The sequence below is a fragment of the Pseudozobellia thermophila genome (assembly GCF_900141855.1).
In the GTDB taxonomy this organism is placed as follows: domain Bacteria; phylum Bacteroidota; class Bacteroidia; order Flavobacteriales; family Flavobacteriaceae; genus Pseudozobellia; species Pseudozobellia thermophila.
Window position 1 is genome coordinate 18,935 of record NZ_FQYU01000006.1, and the last position, 15,561, is coordinate 34,495.

11 protein-coding genes are annotated in these 15,561 nt (G+C 47.6%); 7 read left to right on the forward strand and 4 right to left on the reverse strand.

The window, feature by feature from the left end:
• Positions 1–30 precede the first annotated feature (30 nt).
• From BUB37_RS14605 to BUB37_RS14620, 4 genes are all read right to left on the reverse strand, one after another.
• Positions 31–1,320, reverse strand: a complete 1,290-nt coding sequence (locus BUB37_RS14605) for a Gfo/Idh/MocA family protein (RefSeq protein ID WP_072994567.1) — start codon at positions 1,318–1,320, stop codon at positions 31–33.
• 7 nt (positions 1,321–1,327) lie between these two features.
• Entirely contained in the window at positions 1,328–2,899 is a 1,572-nt protein-coding gene (locus tag BUB37_RS14610; RefSeq protein ID WP_072994568.1) for a RagB/SusD family nutrient uptake outer membrane protein, read from the reverse strand.
• Positions 2,900–2,918: 19 nt separating this feature from the next.
• Positions 2,919–6,314 carry a TonB-dependent receptor gene (locus tag BUB37_RS14615; protein WP_212635300.1) on the reverse strand — a complete coding sequence of 1,132 codons (3,396 nt, stop codon included), beginning with the start codon at positions 6,312–6,314 and terminating at the stop codon, positions 2,919–2,921.
• A 105-nt stretch (positions 6,315–6,419) separates the two neighbouring features.
• Positions 6,420–7,559 (reverse strand): FecR family protein, encoded by a 1,140-nt coding sequence (locus tag BUB37_RS14620; RefSeq protein ID WP_072994570.1) that lies wholly within the window; start codon positions 7,557–7,559, stop codon positions 6,420–6,422.
• Positions 7,560–7,744: 185 nt separating this feature from the next.
• On the opposite strand from BUB37_RS14620, the gene BUB37_RS14625 reads away from it, so the two are divergent.
• The 7 genes from BUB37_RS14625 (at position 7,745) to BUB37_RS14655 (ending at position 14,923) form a co-directional block, all read left to right on the forward strand.
• Entirely contained in the window at positions 7,745–8,284 is a 540-nt protein-coding gene (locus BUB37_RS14625; protein WP_072994571.1) for an RNA polymerase sigma-70 factor, read from the forward strand.
• Positions 8,285–8,611: 327 nt separating this feature from the next.
• Positions 8,612–9,250 carry a hypothetical protein gene (locus BUB37_RS14630; RefSeq protein WP_139278118.1) on the forward strand — a complete coding sequence of 213 codons (639 nt, stop codon included), beginning with the start codon at positions 8,612–8,614 and terminating at the stop codon, positions 9,248–9,250.
• Between the two features lie 209 nt (positions 9,251–9,459).
• Complete coding sequence (locus tag BUB37_RS14635) at positions 9,460–10,173, forward strand: hypothetical protein (RefSeq protein ID WP_139278119.1); 714 nt, start codon at positions 9,460–9,462, stop codon at positions 10,171–10,173.
• A 64-nt stretch (positions 10,174–10,237) separates the two neighbouring features.
• Positions 10,238–12,925 carry a carboxypeptidase-like regulatory domain-containing protein gene (locus BUB37_RS14640; RefSeq protein ID WP_072994574.1) on the forward strand — a complete coding sequence of 896 codons (2,688 nt, stop codon included), beginning with the start codon at positions 10,238–10,240 and terminating at the stop codon, positions 12,923–12,925.
• A 2-nt stretch (positions 12,926–12,927) separates the two neighbouring features.
• Positions 12,928–13,521: a hypothetical protein gene (locus tag BUB37_RS14645; RefSeq protein ID WP_072994575.1), complete on the forward strand. Its 594-nt coding sequence runs from the start codon at positions 12,928–12,930 to the stop codon at positions 13,519–13,521.
• Between the two features lie 9 nt (positions 13,522–13,530).
• The gene (locus BUB37_RS14650) at positions 13,531–14,106 is read left to right on the forward strand and encodes a hypothetical protein (RefSeq protein WP_072994576.1); all 576 of its coding nucleotides are present in this window, start codon (positions 13,531–13,533) and stop codon (positions 14,104–14,106) included.
• A 232-nt stretch (positions 14,107–14,338) separates the two neighbouring features.
• A complete protein-coding gene (locus BUB37_RS14655; RefSeq protein WP_072994577.1) occupies positions 14,339–14,923 on the forward strand; it encodes a precorrin-2 dehydrogenase/sirohydrochlorin ferrochelatase family protein in 585 nt (194 codons plus the stop codon).
• Positions 14,924–15,561: the final 638 nt, after the last annotated feature.

Here is a 15,561-nt window from a genome sequence, read left to right on the forward strand (position 1 = left end):
CCAACTTCTTCGCTACCGAATCGATAGTTGTTATATAAATTTGGTCTTTCCGGGTACGGCTATGTCCGGCCCCTTGAATTTCAGGTTCCAGTCATAGGCGTCGGGGCCCAATACCTCGGTTGAGTTTAGGGCATCGTCCCAAGTTATGGTCTGTCCGGTATAAGCGGCCATTCTACCCATTATTCCCATAAGGGTACTTTTGGCGCTCATTTCCCCATCGTTTATCGCCGCGCCTTCGCGGATCGATTTGAACAGGGCATCGTGCTCCGATTGGTACATGTCGTTTACCTCGCCCCCGTATTTCCATGGGTTTTTGCCTGTAATCTCATGACGACTGCCCTCGTAATAGGCATTGCCCAGGGAGCCTTGTATTTCTACACCGTTTTTGGTCGAGCCTCCGCGTTGTTGCCTGGTAAAGCAAAACCCCTTGGTTCCGTCGGCATAGTCGTATTCCATGGCGAAGTGGTCGTAAATGTTTCCGTACTTTTTATCGGTACGCCATTGTCTTCCGCCCGTGGCCGTTGCCGCAATTGGCGTTTTTTCACCAAGGGCCCAGGTAATCATGTCCAAGCTATGCACGAACATTTCCACAATGAAGTCTCCTGACAGCCAATTTTGGTAATACCAATTTCTGAGTTGGTATTCCATGTCCGTCCACCCGGGTTGCCTTTCCTTATACCACAGCTCCCCGCCGTTACGGGTAGAGGATATGGATTTGATGTCCCCGATGGCACCGTCCAAGACCTTACCGTACAGTGCCTGTTTTTGCAGGTCGTACCTAAAGCAGAAACCTGAGACCATGGATAGGTTTTTGGCCTTTGCCTTTTTTGCGGCTTCGAGAACCTTACGGACACCCGGGGCGTCAACCGCCACGGGTTTTTCATAAAAAACGTGTTTGCCGGCATCGATGGCGGCCTCCAGATGTTTGGGCCGAAAGCCCGGGGGGCTGGCCAGAAGAACGACATCGACTCCCGAGTCTATAAGTTTTTGATAGGCGTCGAAGCCAATAAACTGTCTGGCCTTGTCGACCTCTATACGCCCTCCATGTGCCTTTTTAAGCAGGCCCAGGGAGCTCGTAAGCCGATCTTCGAACGCATCAGCCATGGCATGGAGCACAACGTCGGGGTCGGCGTTCAGTGCCTGTACGGCGGCCCCTGTTCCACGGCCTCCACAGCCGACCAAACCGACCTTCACCTTGCGCTTTTTGCCACGGGCCAACTCGTTGGCGAAGGCCATCGGTGCTTGAAACGAGCCCGCACTAAAAATGGCGGCGGCCCCTGCCTTTTTAATGAATTTTCTACGGGTTTCCTTGTTTTTCATCGTTTTACTAATTTGTATATCCTGGGTTTTGTGTAATGACATCGTTAATGTCCATTTCCTTTTGTGGAATGGGCCAGCAATAATCCCTGTCCGGGTTGAATTTGGCGACTTGTCCATAATCTAGAATTTCCCATTCGCCCGAACTTTCGTCGATATAGTACATGCCCTGTAACAGGCCGACCTTTTCCTCTCCCAACTGCCATCGGTTGAGGTCGAACAAACGCAGTCCCTCGAAGGCCAGTTCCCTAACGCGCTCGTCGCGAACGATTTCCCTTAGTTCGGCCTGGGTCTTGCCCTCAGTGATAACAGGTACCTCTACCGTCGGACGCTGCCTGATGGCGTTTATGGCATCGTACACCGAGGTGTCGATTTCATTGAGCTCTATTTTAGACTCCGCGTACATGAGCAATACATCGGCATAGCGGATGAGGATCATGTTCACATCGCCCAGATCGGGGTTGTCCACATAGGTTTCGTAGTCTACCCATTTCTTCAGGTTGTAACCGTACAAGGTGGCCCATTCGCTACCGCTTACCCGATCGGGTGTATCGCTGGTAGGCCATGAGTTATAGATGTTGTTGCCGATCGGCTGGCCGGTGTAGAACACGTTGTAGTTCCACCGGGGATCCTTGTTCTCATAGGGGTCGTCGGGGTTTTCCGGTCCGATGTACTCGTATTTGTTGAAAAGGCCCATCATGGGCTCAACGGTCGAATTACCGCCTATTGAGGCCGCCGAGTACCCAAAGTTGTTGTAGGTACTGCCGCCTACGGCGTATTGCCTGTCAAATATAACTTCCGACGAATTTTGCCCCTCGGCCTGGAATAGGCCTTGGTAGCTGGGGTATAGCTCGTAGATGCCCAGGTTCATAACGGCCAGGGCCGCATCGCGGGCCAGTTCGAATTTACTGTTGCGAATAGCTATCCTTGCCTTGGTCGCCAAGGCAGCCCCATGGGTAACCCTGCCCAGGTTGTCGTTGTTATAGCTCAGGGGCAAGACTTCGCTATCGATAATGGCATCCAGTTCATCGATTACAAAATCGACTATCTCCTCCTTGGAATTGGTAGGACGTTGATCGTTTACGTCCAAGGGTTCCAGAATGAGGGGGACATTGCACCAGAGACTGGAGAGCTGCATGTAATAATAGGCCCTTAGAAACCTGGCCTCGGCGGTCAACCTGGCCAGGGTGGCGGGATCGCCGTCCTCGATCCTATCGATATTGGCCAAAACGTCATTGGCCTTTCGTATGCCCCTATAATACCTTTCCCATATGCCGGTGATGGTTCCATTGGAAGGGTCTATCTCGCCCAAGCGCACATCGTTGAAGGTGGGCACGTTCGATGCGGAACGAAACCCTATATCGGTTATACCGTCCAACTCGATTACCGACTGGGTGTTGTCAAGCTCGTTGTATACGGCATTGACCGCCAATTCGGCATCGCGTTCGGTAGACCAGTATACCGTTTCGGAAACGGCCCCGGTAGGCTCAATGTCAAGTCCTTCATCCAAGCCGTCGGCACATCCGAAGAACAGTGCCGAGACCAATAAAACTAATCCTTTTGTTATATCTAAATTTTTCATAATAGCTTTTTTTTGTTTCTTAAAACACGACGTTAAGACCAACACTCATAGTTTTCGTGTGAGGAAAGAATTGGCTCCTGCCCCTTGGGGTTTCGGGATCGAACAACTTTTGGGCGGTGATGGTAAGCATGTTTTCGCCCGAGACGTATAATCTCAGTTTTGAGAATATGTCTTGTTTGAAAGTGTAGCCCAACTGAAAGTTTTTCAACCTGGCGTATTTGCTGTCTATCAACCAGAAATCGGATTTGACGATGTTCCACGAGTTTCCTGCGGTAACCAGGGGCCAATCGCCATCGGGGTTTCTTTCGGGGTGGTAGCTTCTTTCGGCCATTTCTTTATGGATAAAGTTCTGAAATGCCGGTCCTTCAGGTATGGCACCGTCCAGCAGGTGTTGTTTTTTGAGTACGCCTTGCCAAAACATGCTGAAGTCGAACCCCTTGTACGAGGCCTCGAAGTTTATACCGAATTCGTAGCGAGGGTCTTCGTTGCCGATGATCACTTGGTCACCGCCTGGGGCGATCGATTGCGTGATCTGGCCATCGCCATTGACATCCTCATAAATAATATCGCCGATACCTACACTGGGGTGTATGGTCGCAGGGTAGTTGGCCAGGTCTTCCTCGGTTCGGTACAGCCCGGGAGAGGTGAGTCCCCTTAAGGTATTAATGGAGTGGCCTTCGGTCCAGATCGAAAAGTTGTCAGGGAAGAAGGGGCCTGCACCGTTCAGGTCCTCGATTTTGTTCACCACATCGGAAAAATTGAGCCCTACCGAGTAATTGAAGCCGCCGTCGGGTTTATAGGCCCCTTGGTAATTGATGCCGATTTCATAGCCATTGTTCGAAACGGCTGCGGCATTCTGAACGGGGGGGTCTACACCAATGGTACTCGAAATGGGCAGGTCCAACAGGATATCGTCGGTATATTTCCAAAAGTATTCGGCCACTAACGAAAGGCGGTTGTTGAGAAAGGTGGCGTCAAATCCCACGTTCGTCATGGTCGATGTTTCCCAGGTGATATCGGGGTTACCGGCCTGCGTAATGGCCGATCCCGAAACGATGTTTCCTCCAAATTGGTAGCTTTGGTCGAGGTCGTAGGTACTGCGGAATCGGTTGAGGCCGATGTTTTGGTTGCCCAATTGCCCCCATGAGGCCCTTAGCTTGATGCTGGAGACAAAGGAATCCTCGATCAAATCTGCCATGAAGGTCTCGTTGGTGATGTTCCAACCTGCCGAAATCGAAGGGAAGAGTCCCCATCGGTTGCCGTCGCCAAATCGCGATGACCCATCGTATCTCAGGTTTCCTTGGATAAGGTACTTGTTGTCGAACGAATAATTTAACCTGCCAAAAAAGGAACGCAACCGCCACTCTTCGTTATAGCCGCTGATATCTTGGTTGTCAACGCCCCCGGCATCGAGATCCCTAAGGTCGTTGTTAAAGAAGTTTTGCCTGCTTGCGGAAACGTATTTGAACTTGTTGTGGATTTCCTCGTATCCGACCAGGGCTTCCACATCGTGGACATCAAAACTTTTGGAGTAGTTCAGGTATAGCCTTTGGCTAAGCTCGCGGGTAGTTTTCTTGGTTTCGGTAAGCTCGTTGGTGGCGAACCACCCCGATACGGCAACCGGTTCACCGGTAATGTAATTGGTCATGCCTGCCAGACTGTTCATAAATTGCGAGGTCGATTCGTTGTCCAATTTGTAGGTAACGTTCCCTTCCAACGAAAGGTCTTCGGTAATGGCATACTCGAATCCCCCTTGGGCGACCACGTCGTCGGAGATCATACTGGTCTCGCCTTCATTGGCCATGGCATGGGGGTTCCAGTAGCCGGACACCAGGTCGTAGGTGCCATCGGGGTATTCCATGACGACATTTCTGTTGATGTGCAAGAGGCCCTGAACGATCTGTTGGCCGGCCACACCCGCTGAATTTATGGCGTGTCCGGGACCGGAAAAGTTGCCGTTTCTGTACATGAGCCCCATTTTAAAGGTCAATTTGTCGTTCGCATACATATCGGCATTGATAAGCATGGTGGTCCTTTTGTTGTTGAAGTTTTGAAGGATCCCGTCGGAATCGTTATAGTTCAATGAAGCGAATATCTTTCCTCTTTCGCCACCGCTGGAGATTGAAAATGCGTGTTGCTGCATTAGGGCGTCGTCGTTGAAAATGCCCTCTTCCCAATTGGCCCAGGGAAATTCGTAGGGGTTGGTGCCGGCCACTGCGTTTTGGATGTATTCCTCGGAGTAGGTAGGGGTACCACCGGCATTTACCTGTGCCTCGTTCTCTAACCTTAACCACGATTCGGTATCGGCCTTTTCGGGGAAGAAACTGGCGTTTTGAACGCCGACGTAGGCATCGTAGGTGAGCGTCGTACCTTTGGCGGCTCCTCTTTTAGTGGTGACAAGTATGACCCCGTTGGCCGCCCTTGACCCGTAAATGGCAGCTGAGGCCGCATCTTTCAAAATGGAGATCGATTCAATGTTTTGGGGTTCGACCGAACTGAGGGATTGTTCGATCCCATCGATTAAGACCAAGGGGTTGGAGTTGTTCAGGGTTCCGATCCCCCTTATTCGTATACCGACATCCTCGACACCTGGTGCACCGCCATTGTTTTGGATGGTCAGACCGGGAGACTGCCCTTGCAAGGCCGTGGCCGCACTGGTAACGGGGCGTTGGGTCAGGCCTTCCCCGTCAACGGAACTGATCGCTCCGGTAACCTTGGCCCTGCTCTGGGTTCCATAGCCCACCAACACAACCTCTTCCAGGCTAGCGGCGTTTTCCGACATGGTAACGGTCAGGTTGGTTTGGCCGTCAACAGGTACTTCTTGGGTAGAAAATCCGATATAGGAAAACACCAAAATGGCATCTTCTCCCACGGTAATTGAAAAATTCCCGTCGAAATCGGTTTGGGTACCATTGGTTGTTCCTTTTTCAAGAATATTGGCCCCGGGCAAGGGTTGTCCGTCCATGTCCAAAACTAGGCCCGAAACCTGTTCCTGGACATCTTTCTTCGGAGGGTTCTTCGTTTTTTGTTCCTTTTCGGCCGGTTGGCGTATGGGTTCTTTGTTGGTCAGGATTACCTGCCGGTTTACGGTGCGGTATTCGATGTCTGTGTTGTCGAACAGCAATCCTAAAATCTGGTTGATCTTGAAATTTTTGACATGCAGGGTTACTTTGCGCTGAAGGTCTATTTGACCACTTTCGTACATAAACCGAAATTCGGTGGTGGCCTCTATCTCGTTAAAAACTTCACGGAGGCTTACATTGTCAAAATCAAGGCTTAGCTCGGTGTTTTGGTCGTAAGAATTTGCATGTACACTGCAAAGCGATATCAAGAATAGTAAAACGGATAGTTTTACTTTAAAACAGGGTTTCTTTGAGAACCGAGTCAGCAGTTTGCTCAAAAGGTTTTTTTTCATAGTTAGTTTGTTTAGGTATTTATACAGGGTGTTGTAGGTAATTTGGCAGTTCGTAACTGCTGCTTTTTCTTTTGTTATTTCTTCATAGGCAGTGTTTTAGGGTTGTTAATCGATTATAATGGTTCTGTCTTCTATGCGGTAATCAAAGTTTTGGATTTGCTTTAAGGATGTAAGGATGTCTTCGATGTTTTCGACCTTGACATTGAACCGCGCATTCAATGTTTTGGTGGCGAGAAGCGTGTTGTTGTTAACAATGGATACATTGTACTGACGCTCCAGCTTTTTTGCCATTTCATTGAAGGAGACATCCCTGAATATAAGCTCGCCCGAGAGCCAAGCGGTGTATATTTCAACGTCGACCTCCTCTATTTGGGTCGTATGGGCGGTTTTTGTCCAGATTGCTTTTTGCCCGGGTTTCAATAGGGCCTTGTCGCCAGGGGCAAAGGTATTGGTCATATCTACCGAACCTTCGACCAGTACGGTCCTGATTTCCTTGTCATCGGCATAGGACGTTATGTTGAACTCGGTGCCGAGAACCCGTACGGCAACTGCATCTGCATTTACGATAAACGGGTGTTCGGTATCTTTCGCAACCTTGAAGTAGGCCTCCCCTTCGATAAAGACTTCCCTGTTGTGGCCGGGTAGGAATTTTACAGGATACTTGATCCGGGTGCCCGAGTTAAGATGTACCGAGGTGCCATCGGATAGCTCTACATTGAAAATTTTTCCATTGGGTATTTTGAGTTCATTGTATATGACTCGGTCAATTTGCGAATCGTTGGAGTAGGTAAGCGTGTTCCCATTTTGTTTTCCAACGACTATGCCGTCAGTGGAAACAATTTTTTGCTCGTCGTTCTCCTTGATCAGCTTGACCTTGCTTTCGCCTACTTTCAGGGTTATGGAGTTTTGGGGCTGAAGTTCAGTGGGGTCTAGGGAGGTGTCTTCCTTTTTAACCATATACAGTACCGCCGCCACGCCAACAAAGACCGCTGCGTATTTTGTGAACTTCCTCCATAAGGGTATTACCGGTGTTTTCTTATCGGCTATTTTGTTTTTTAGGGCATTCCAGCTTTCATCCGTATCGGATTCTTCCATCAATCGCAAAGATTCGTCCAACAAACCTCCGTTATAGAGCTGGTAGATGAGCTGTTTTTCTTCATCGGATAAACCTATCAGGTCTTTCGTATCTATTTTTTCGGTATTTTTAATACGTTCCAGTACCGATTTTAAATCCTTCTTTGACATTTCACGAGGTTTGTTTCTCTTAGGTTGCAGGAATTCTTATTTAGGGTGACGGATATTTACTTTTTTAACAAAAAAGTTTAAAAGTTCTTTATATATGGATATAAATGAATATTATTGAATGCCCTAAACTCCAATATCGTTGAGATTTTTTAGGTTGGACTACGGGAATCACTTAATCGATAAAAATGAAATTTTCACCATTGGATGTGGAGGACTTAGAAGCATTTTTTAAGGAGAACCACACGTATCTTTGTTTGGTGGCACTGGCCATCGTTAGGGATGGGGACGTGGCCAAGGATATCGTTCAAGATTTTTTTATATCGTATTGGGAAAAAAGGAAGTCGGTCAAATTTACTGTATCGTTCAAGGCCTATGCCGTAAAGGCGGTACGGAATCTGAGCCTGCAGCATTTGAGAAAGGTAAAGAGGCAAGAACTGCTGGTCGAGCATCTCACCTACGGCGATAAGGCCGAAAATGAAGCCCAAGAGAGCTTGGGCAATAGGCAAAAGCTCCATGAGCTGTTGCAACGACTGCCCGAGAGCCGGAGAAAAATTTTCATATCCTATGTGATATATGGGCAGAGCTATTCCGAAATAGCCGAGAACAACGGTATTTCGATAAATACGGTAAAGACCCAAATGAAACGGGCTTACGGGTTTTTAAGGTCCGAGGCCAATCCTGATATTTTGTACTTCCTCTTTTTGAGTGTCCTTCCAATGGGCTAGGGGGCGTTCTTGGCCACCAGGTTGGCCGCTTCGAAAAATGACGGACGGCTGCCCCACATCGATCCATTACTATCCGAACTGAACTTCGTCGCGGCAGCGACGCTCCGTAGTCTTTCCTCTTTTGGCCATAAACCGGAAATTTTTAAAATACAATATTTAAAAAAAAACTTAACATTTACGTAAGAAAAATAGTACTATATACGTTATGGTCTTGATATTGCCGGTCAAACCCTTGGGTTCGGCGGCTTAAGGGGGCACTTTTGTGGCCACCGAATGCCTAAGGCCAAATTGAAATATCGATTTATAGTAACCTAAATCTTAAAAGAAATGCGAGTGATTGACCTTTTACCTGTGGTTGTATTAAGTGCGATGGTCCATGTAGGGTTTTCCCAAGACAATAATGACACCAATGTTGCCACCCATCCTTTAAACGTTTCGATTCCGGAGGTGGCCTTGATTGATGTCTACGACAACAATACGGGCCTTGAAGCTGCCGCCATAGACTTCGATTTGGCCGATGCGACAAGTGGTGGCACGAATTCCGAAGCCGGTCTGTACAATTTTCAGGATTTGGAGTATACCGATTTATGGATCAATTACACCAGCGTTACCGGGGCGGGAGGCTCGGGTTTTGACGTATCTCGACAAATTGATGTGCAAATGGAGGCGGGAAGTACCTTTCCTTCCAGTTTCGACCTTAGAATTACCCCCGAAGCCCCGGTAATTGTTGCCAATGGCGGGACGGTCGATTCTGCCGGTACCGTAACCACGGGGGGCGTAGCCTTGGGCACAACGACCGCCATAGGAACCAATGCCACGCTTGTAAGTGGTATTGAAAGTGTTTACACCGGCGACGAGACCCAAGGGGTAAGGCTTACCTACTCCCTTGAACAAAACGGGAATTTCGCCGGATACGAGGCAGGGGTATACACGGCCACACTTCGATATACCTTGTCGGATCTATAGAATAAGCCAATCTAGGGCGGGAAGGCCATAGTCTTATGTCTTCCCTCCGCGATGTGTTTTATGGGATAGGGGCGCTTTATGGGCATGGTATCCGTAAAGATGAATGATTTCGGGGGCACATTCTTTAAGTTGTATACACCATGAAACCAATCCGATTACTTCTACTTTTTTTCTTTATTGTTTCTTTTGGTTCGTTTGCCAATGTTTCAGTGATTAATGGTCTCACGCATGTTTATTCAGGGGTTTCGGGAGACGTGATTACGGGAGAGATCATACTGGTGAACTATTCCTCAACCGTAGAACGGGTAAGGTTCGATGTTCAGGAGGCCATCTATTCCTGCGCCGAGGCCAGGATCTTTACCGGTGATGCCACCCATCCCTTATCGTCCTCATCTTGGCTGAACAGTAATGTAAACGAACGGGTTTTGGCCCCTAAAGAGCGTTATGTGCTAAAATTCACCATTAATATTCCCGAGGGGGACGAGCTGCGCGGGTCGTATTGGTCGGTATTGATGGTTTCGGTAGAAAAGCCGATCAAGGAAGAAATGATAAGCGAAAGCATCGGTATCGGTACCAAAATTCAGTATGCCATAGGCCTTATAACGAACGTCAATGCACTGGACGAGGTAAATATTGGCTTTGACGACGTGCTTTCTACCGAAGGAGACGAAAAGAATTTACGGATCAGGGTGAAGAACGACGGCCGGTTTGCCGAGGCCACGTTACTTTCGTTGGAAGTGTACGATCAGAACGGGGTTATGGTAAGAGAGTACAAAACAAGGAGGTTATTGGTGTTTCCGGAGGTTTGCAGGGATTACCTTCTTACGATTTCAGATCTCGACAAGGGCGCCTACGATTGCGTTTTGGTGGCCGATTCGCGGGAGGCTTTTGTCGGAACCAATCTCCGGCTCACCATAGATTAAGTAAGTAGGGAACACTTGCCTCGATTTAAACCAACAAATGTTGAACAACATATCATTTTATGCAATGTTTCTATTGTTTTCGTGTAATCTTCTGGCACAAGTGGATATTCGCATAAAAAACGATAGTGTTTTGTATGACATGAGGCCCGAATCGAAACGTACCCTGGTTGCCGAAGTCGAGAACCTGTCAGATACGGTTCAATTTGTTAGAACCGTTCTCGATCTGGAAGACAATTGGGAAATTATTTCCAACGGCTTTACCGGCAATCTTCGGCCGGGTGAAAAAAGATTGGTCCTGGTAACCGTCTATGTGCCGAACAAGGTATTGCCCGGTAAACGTAGGGCCAACCTGCGGTTGCTCTCTTTTAAGGAAAAGGTTTTAAAATCCATTGCCCTTCAAATGTTGGTGCCCGAGCATCATCGGTTATCGATAAGCAAGTTGTCGTCGCCCGACCTGGTCTTCGCGGGGGAAACGATCTACAATAAGTTTGAAATAGTCAACAAGGGCAATGTAGACGAAGAGGTAATGCTCCATTCCGATAGCGATATAGAAGGGGCAAGGGCTCAAAAAATCGAGGCTGGTTCATCGTTGGTAATAACCCTAAAGAAGGAAACGGATAAACGGTTTCGCAAGATGAAGACCGAAAATACACACTTAAGCCTGGTCAGGACCGGTGATTCGGTCGTTACGGCACGCGGTTATGCCCTTACCAAGGTCTACCCCCTTAAAATGGAGGCGGAAGATGCTTTTTTTAGGTTTCCCATAGAGGCGAGCCTTTATTACAATACCTTTAACTCCAAAGAGAACAACTACGCCTCTTTTATGGTCGAAACCCGGGGTGAAGGGTACTTGGACCAGGGCAAATCGCACCATTTCGATTTTTTGGTCAGAACCCCAAATCAAAACCGTGTAAACCGGTTCGGAATGAACGACCAATATAGCTTTACGTACGATTACGACAACGAGTTCAACGTAGTGCTGGGCGATTATAGTTATAGGCCCCATAGGCTGGGGTTTGTAAGTAGGTATGGCTTTGGCCTGAAAATGGAATACCATAGCGGAAATACCAAGTTTACGACCTTCTATGCCAAGCCCCGATTGCCCTTTTTGTATACGGAGTCCATTGCCGGACTAAAGGTTGGACAAAAGCTTTCGGAAACCTTCACCGTGGGAGCCTCGATAGCGTCGTCTACCGAAAATGTTCTTTCGGCCAACACCCTATCGTTGGAACCTGAATTGCGAACCGGGCAAATTTTGGTCGTCGAATCGGGATATAAAACAAAAAATACCCTTATCAACCACGAATCGTCGATAAGTACGGTCAATTCCACAACCGGATCTGCACACGACTTGAGCGTAAGCCAAAAATTGGATAATGTAAGCTACAACGGCAGCTTTACCTTTGCGGGAAAGAACTATTTCGGAGGCTTGGGCAATAGTCTTAGATATGCGAACAGCCTAAGTTACCGCCATGGCAAATGGGGCGTAGGGGCGGGGCAGGCATTATCGAAAGTAAATGAACGTTATAACCCGGTCTACGCCTTGCCCGAACCCTTCTATGAGAATTATTACATCGTAGGCGACTACAAGATTGGCAAAAGACAACAGGTCAATGTTCGGTGGAGCAATGCGGTAAGGGAAGATCGGCAGGTTCAAAAAAGTTACCACTATAAGGAGCACGGCCTAGACTATACCTATAGGTACATGCATCAGGGACTTAGTCTATCGCTTAACGGTAGGTTCTCCAAGACCCGAAACATCCTGAGCTTGGATAAGACCTATAGAAGTACCTATGGACACAATCTGAGCGGGGCCTACCGGTTGACGACCGTATTGGGGCTGAGGGCCAATATGAACCACAACTACACCAATCGCTATGGAATTTCGGGGCAAACGAGCAATTTTTATAATTACGGATTGGGCTTTAACCTGAACCTGAAGGGAAGAACGACCCTGTCGGCCATGTTCAACAGTGGTTTTAGTCCGGAAGACAGCTACCTGCAGCGCGATTTTATCAACCTGAACCTCAATACAAAAATACGTCGGGTCCATAGGCTCTCGGTAAGGTTGAATTACTATGAAAATGCCTTGGCGGCAAACCGTAGGGAGGTCTTCAGTTTTTTAAAGTACACCTATTCCTTAGGAGCTCCCCTTAAGCGTATCAGGTGGCGTGGAACCCTGGGGGGAAGCATCCTTACCCATAATAAGGGCATTTCCGTTGACAGGGTCAAGGTAAATGCATCGGGTCAAGATACCTATACCGATGCTTTCGGAAATTTTGAAATAAAGAACCTGTCCGTAGGGACCAACTACCTCGTAATCGATGAGTCGACCCTGCCCATAGGCGTCGTTGCGGTTCAGCGTATGCCCATTGAAATCGATGTGCGGCAAGACAAGGAAGTGCAATGTGAAATAGAGCTGGTAGAGGCGGCCATGGTCGAGGGTTCGTTACTACTCGGGCAAAATAAGGGCGGGGAAGCTCCCAACCTTGAGGGCTATTTAAAGCTCGAAGGAGCGGTACACACCTACTATACCGAGAGCGATAAAAACGGAAAATTCACCATCAAATCCTTGGTGCCCGGTAGCTACGAACTGTCGGTAGTTCGGTTAAAGCACGAAAACGACCTGAAACCAAGCAAAACATATAGAATTACCCTGGCCGAAGGCGAAACCCTTGAAACTACCGTAGAACTGGCAAAGAAGGATAGGGGCATCAAATTCAGGTCATCGGGGTTTTCGGTAAAAATATAAGTATGAAGACAACATTGGGGATATTTCTTTGGATGCTACTGCCGGGCCTTGTTTGGGCCCAAGAGACCATAGATGCCAGCGACCCCGCAAATTATATTGTCGGAGGGGCCCAGGGCTACCATTTTTTAAGTGCGGATCTGCTGGAGGTACAGCTGGTCGACGTAGAGCCGGAAATAGACAATGCCCTGTCCTTTGAGGTCGACCCTAATACCTTGGAGGCCGGCCTGCCCGTGTTTTCAGCGTCGGGAGGCGGGGTAAACGAAGATTTGTGGCTCAACATCACATCGCGGACGGCTGGTCTTGAAAAATATCAGGTAAGGGTGTATGGCAATCAGCCCCTTCCCCCCGAAATAGAAATTCAGGTCCAGGTAGTGAACGCAACAAGTGTAGGGGGAGTGGGCGATACGGGGACCGCATCCACCACGGCGGTCACCTTAAGTGAAACACCCACGGTACTCATTTCGGATATAGGCCGGGGTTTTACGACGGATGGGATCAATAAGGGATTTCAATTGAGGTATACCATTACCAATCTTGGAGGAGGGGCCCTGCCTGTTGGTTTTGAGGTAATATACGATATGCAATTGCAAATTTAAGTAGGTGGCATGAGAATAATTTATGTAGGTATACTGTGGTTTTTTTGTTTGTCCGGTTGTTATGGGCAATTGTTGTCGGGCAGTTTGTACGGTACCTCGGGCCCAACGTACTCACAAACCTTGGGCGACCTGGTGACCGAGGCCGGGGAAGACGGTACCGGAACGGCCTACGAGACCGGCGCAAGTGAGGTAATGCTTAGTTTTAGGCTCGATCCGGGCCTCTTAAGTAGCTCGGCCCAACGGTGTACTTCCAACGTGTACAAGTACAAAGTTTTCATTCACATTCAAAATGCCCCGGAGGGCTTGGTTCTCGAGGCACGTACCTTTAGCAATGCCGGCGATCGATATCCGGCAAGTATCCTGTACGATGTTTTGCCGGTCAATGGCCCGAGGGACCTATACCCGGAGAACGGTGGCGACTATATAACGATTCCGGACGACGAGACGGCGGCGATTAAGTTGTTCGAATTTACGGGATGTAGGGAGAATATCCCCATACAGTTTAGGATTTCGGCGAGTGTACTTGCCGAACCGGGCGCTAGCAGTACGGAGATTTATTATACCGTAGTCGGAAGCCTGAATTGACAAAGGAAGTTTATGGGCTTAAAATGAATCCGATGGGGAGGTTTGGCATTGAAAACGAAAAAGGTCGCTTCTCAATTGGTCAATGGCGTCGTGTGAATCAGGTGGGCGGTTATCGTCCAGTGTAGGCGAAGTAAAGGGGGCTTTCTATATGGACGACAAAATATTCGAAAAATGTTTACCCGGTTTGGGAATGTGGCGTAAATTACCTATTCTTCGGAGAAATTGCATTGGTATGGAGCGTAATGAGTTATATCCTGTCTTCTTAAAAGTCTCAGAGTTGAATATTTTAATTGTTGGCGGGGGCAATGTGGCGCACGAGAAATTAAGCTTCTTGTTGAAATCGAGCCCCTCTGCCCGGGTAGAGATGGTGGCGCCCCTGTATCGTGAAGAAACCATTGCCCTGGCAAAACAATACAATATTCAAATGCACAAGGCCCCTTACGATGCCTCATACCTTGAGGGGCGGCATGTGGTCGTGGCCACGACCGACAAAATCGAGGTGAACGAGCAGGTGTATCACGACTGTCGGGATCGGAGTATTTTGGTAAACGTTGCCGACAACCCGCCGCTGTGTGATTTTTACATGGGGGGCATTGTTACCAAGGGCAATGTAAAGGTGGCCATATCGACCAATGGTAAATCGCCCACCACCGCTAAGAGGTTGCGGCAGTTTTTTGAGGATGTGCTTCCGGATAACATCGATGACTTGGTAAAAAACCTGAACGCGTACCGAAAATCGATCAAGGGAAGCTTTGAACAAAAAGTTGAGGCCTTGAACGAATTTACCAAGGGCCTTGTTGAAAACAACGATAATTAACAGGATAATTCTTTCTTTCTTGTAAACCGATGAAATTTTTTTTCGTGTTTCAACAAAAAAAATGTGTTTTGTGAAAATTTGGATCAAATTGTAATCGGTTGCATGACTTGTTTAAAAAATAGGCGGCCTAAGAAATTTTAATTTTTCTTTAACAATATTTTGTTCATTCGCTTGCAGCCCTTTATTTAATGGGCAAAATGCAACTTTCCACTACCGATGCGAAACCTCTTTCTGGTTTCATGATTCCTGTAATTTTTTAGAATCCTAATAATATTGGGGCTTGTGTAAATTTTTATCAATATGGCAATAATTTAAATTTACCGCTGTCAAGTCCTTAATTATAACCCTCTATTTTTTGGTTTTTATTTGTATAAGTAAAATCGGAAACCTATTTTCGTTTGTAGAAGGCGTAATTTTAACATGAATTTTAGAATTGCAACTTCGACGGCAGCCAAATTAAAATGGAATTCTAACTCTAAAGAAAATATGTCTATGAAATGAACTTAAACGATTTCGTCATTCGTGGCGATACAACTCTTCCCAATCTAAACTTTATAAGTAACTAACAATTTTTAACTAACTACAACATGAAAAACATTACATGTATTGTGGGTACAAGTTGTGATAGGTTCTTTAAC

What these genes read in the sequence shown, in the direction of transcription:
- BUB37_RS14605 (WP_072994567.1), bottom strand. Translation starts at nt 1,320, where the DNA reads ATGAAAAACAAGGAAACCCGTAGAAAATTCATTAAAAAGGCAGGGGCC.
- BUB37_RS14610 (WP_072994568.1), bottom strand. Translation starts at nt 2,899, where the DNA reads ATGAAAAATTTAGATATAACAAAAGGATTAGTTTTATTGGTCTCGGCA.
- BUB37_RS14615 (WP_212635300.1), bottom strand. Translation starts at nt 6,314, where the DNA reads ATGAAAAAAAACCTTTTGAGCAAACTGCTGACTCGGTTCTCAAAGAAA.
- BUB37_RS14620 (WP_072994570.1), bottom strand. Translation starts at nt 7,559, where the DNA reads ATGTCAAAGAAGGATTTAAAATCGGTACTGGAACGTATTAAAAATACC.
- BUB37_RS14625 (WP_072994571.1), top strand. Translation starts at nt 7,745, where the DNA reads ATGAAATTTTCACCATTGGATGTGGAGGACTTAGAAGCATTTTTTAAG.
- BUB37_RS14630 (WP_139278118.1), top strand. Translation starts at nt 8,612, where the DNA reads ATGCGAGTGATTGACCTTTTACCTGTGGTTGTATTAAGTGCGATGGTC.
- BUB37_RS14640 (WP_072994574.1), top strand. Translation starts at nt 10,238, where the DNA reads ATGTTTCTATTGTTTTCGTGTAATCTTCTGGCACAAGTGGATATTCGC.
- BUB37_RS14645 (WP_072994575.1), top strand. Translation starts at nt 12,928, where the DNA reads ATGAAGACAACATTGGGGATATTTCTTTGGATGCTACTGCCGGGCCTT.
- BUB37_RS14650 (WP_072994576.1), top strand. Translation starts at nt 13,531, where the DNA reads ATGAGAATAATTTATGTAGGTATACTGTGGTTTTTTTGTTTGTCCGGT.
- BUB37_RS14655 (WP_072994577.1), top strand. Translation starts at nt 14,339, where the DNA reads ATGGAGCGTAATGAGTTATATCCTGTCTTCTTAAAAGTCTCAGAGTTG.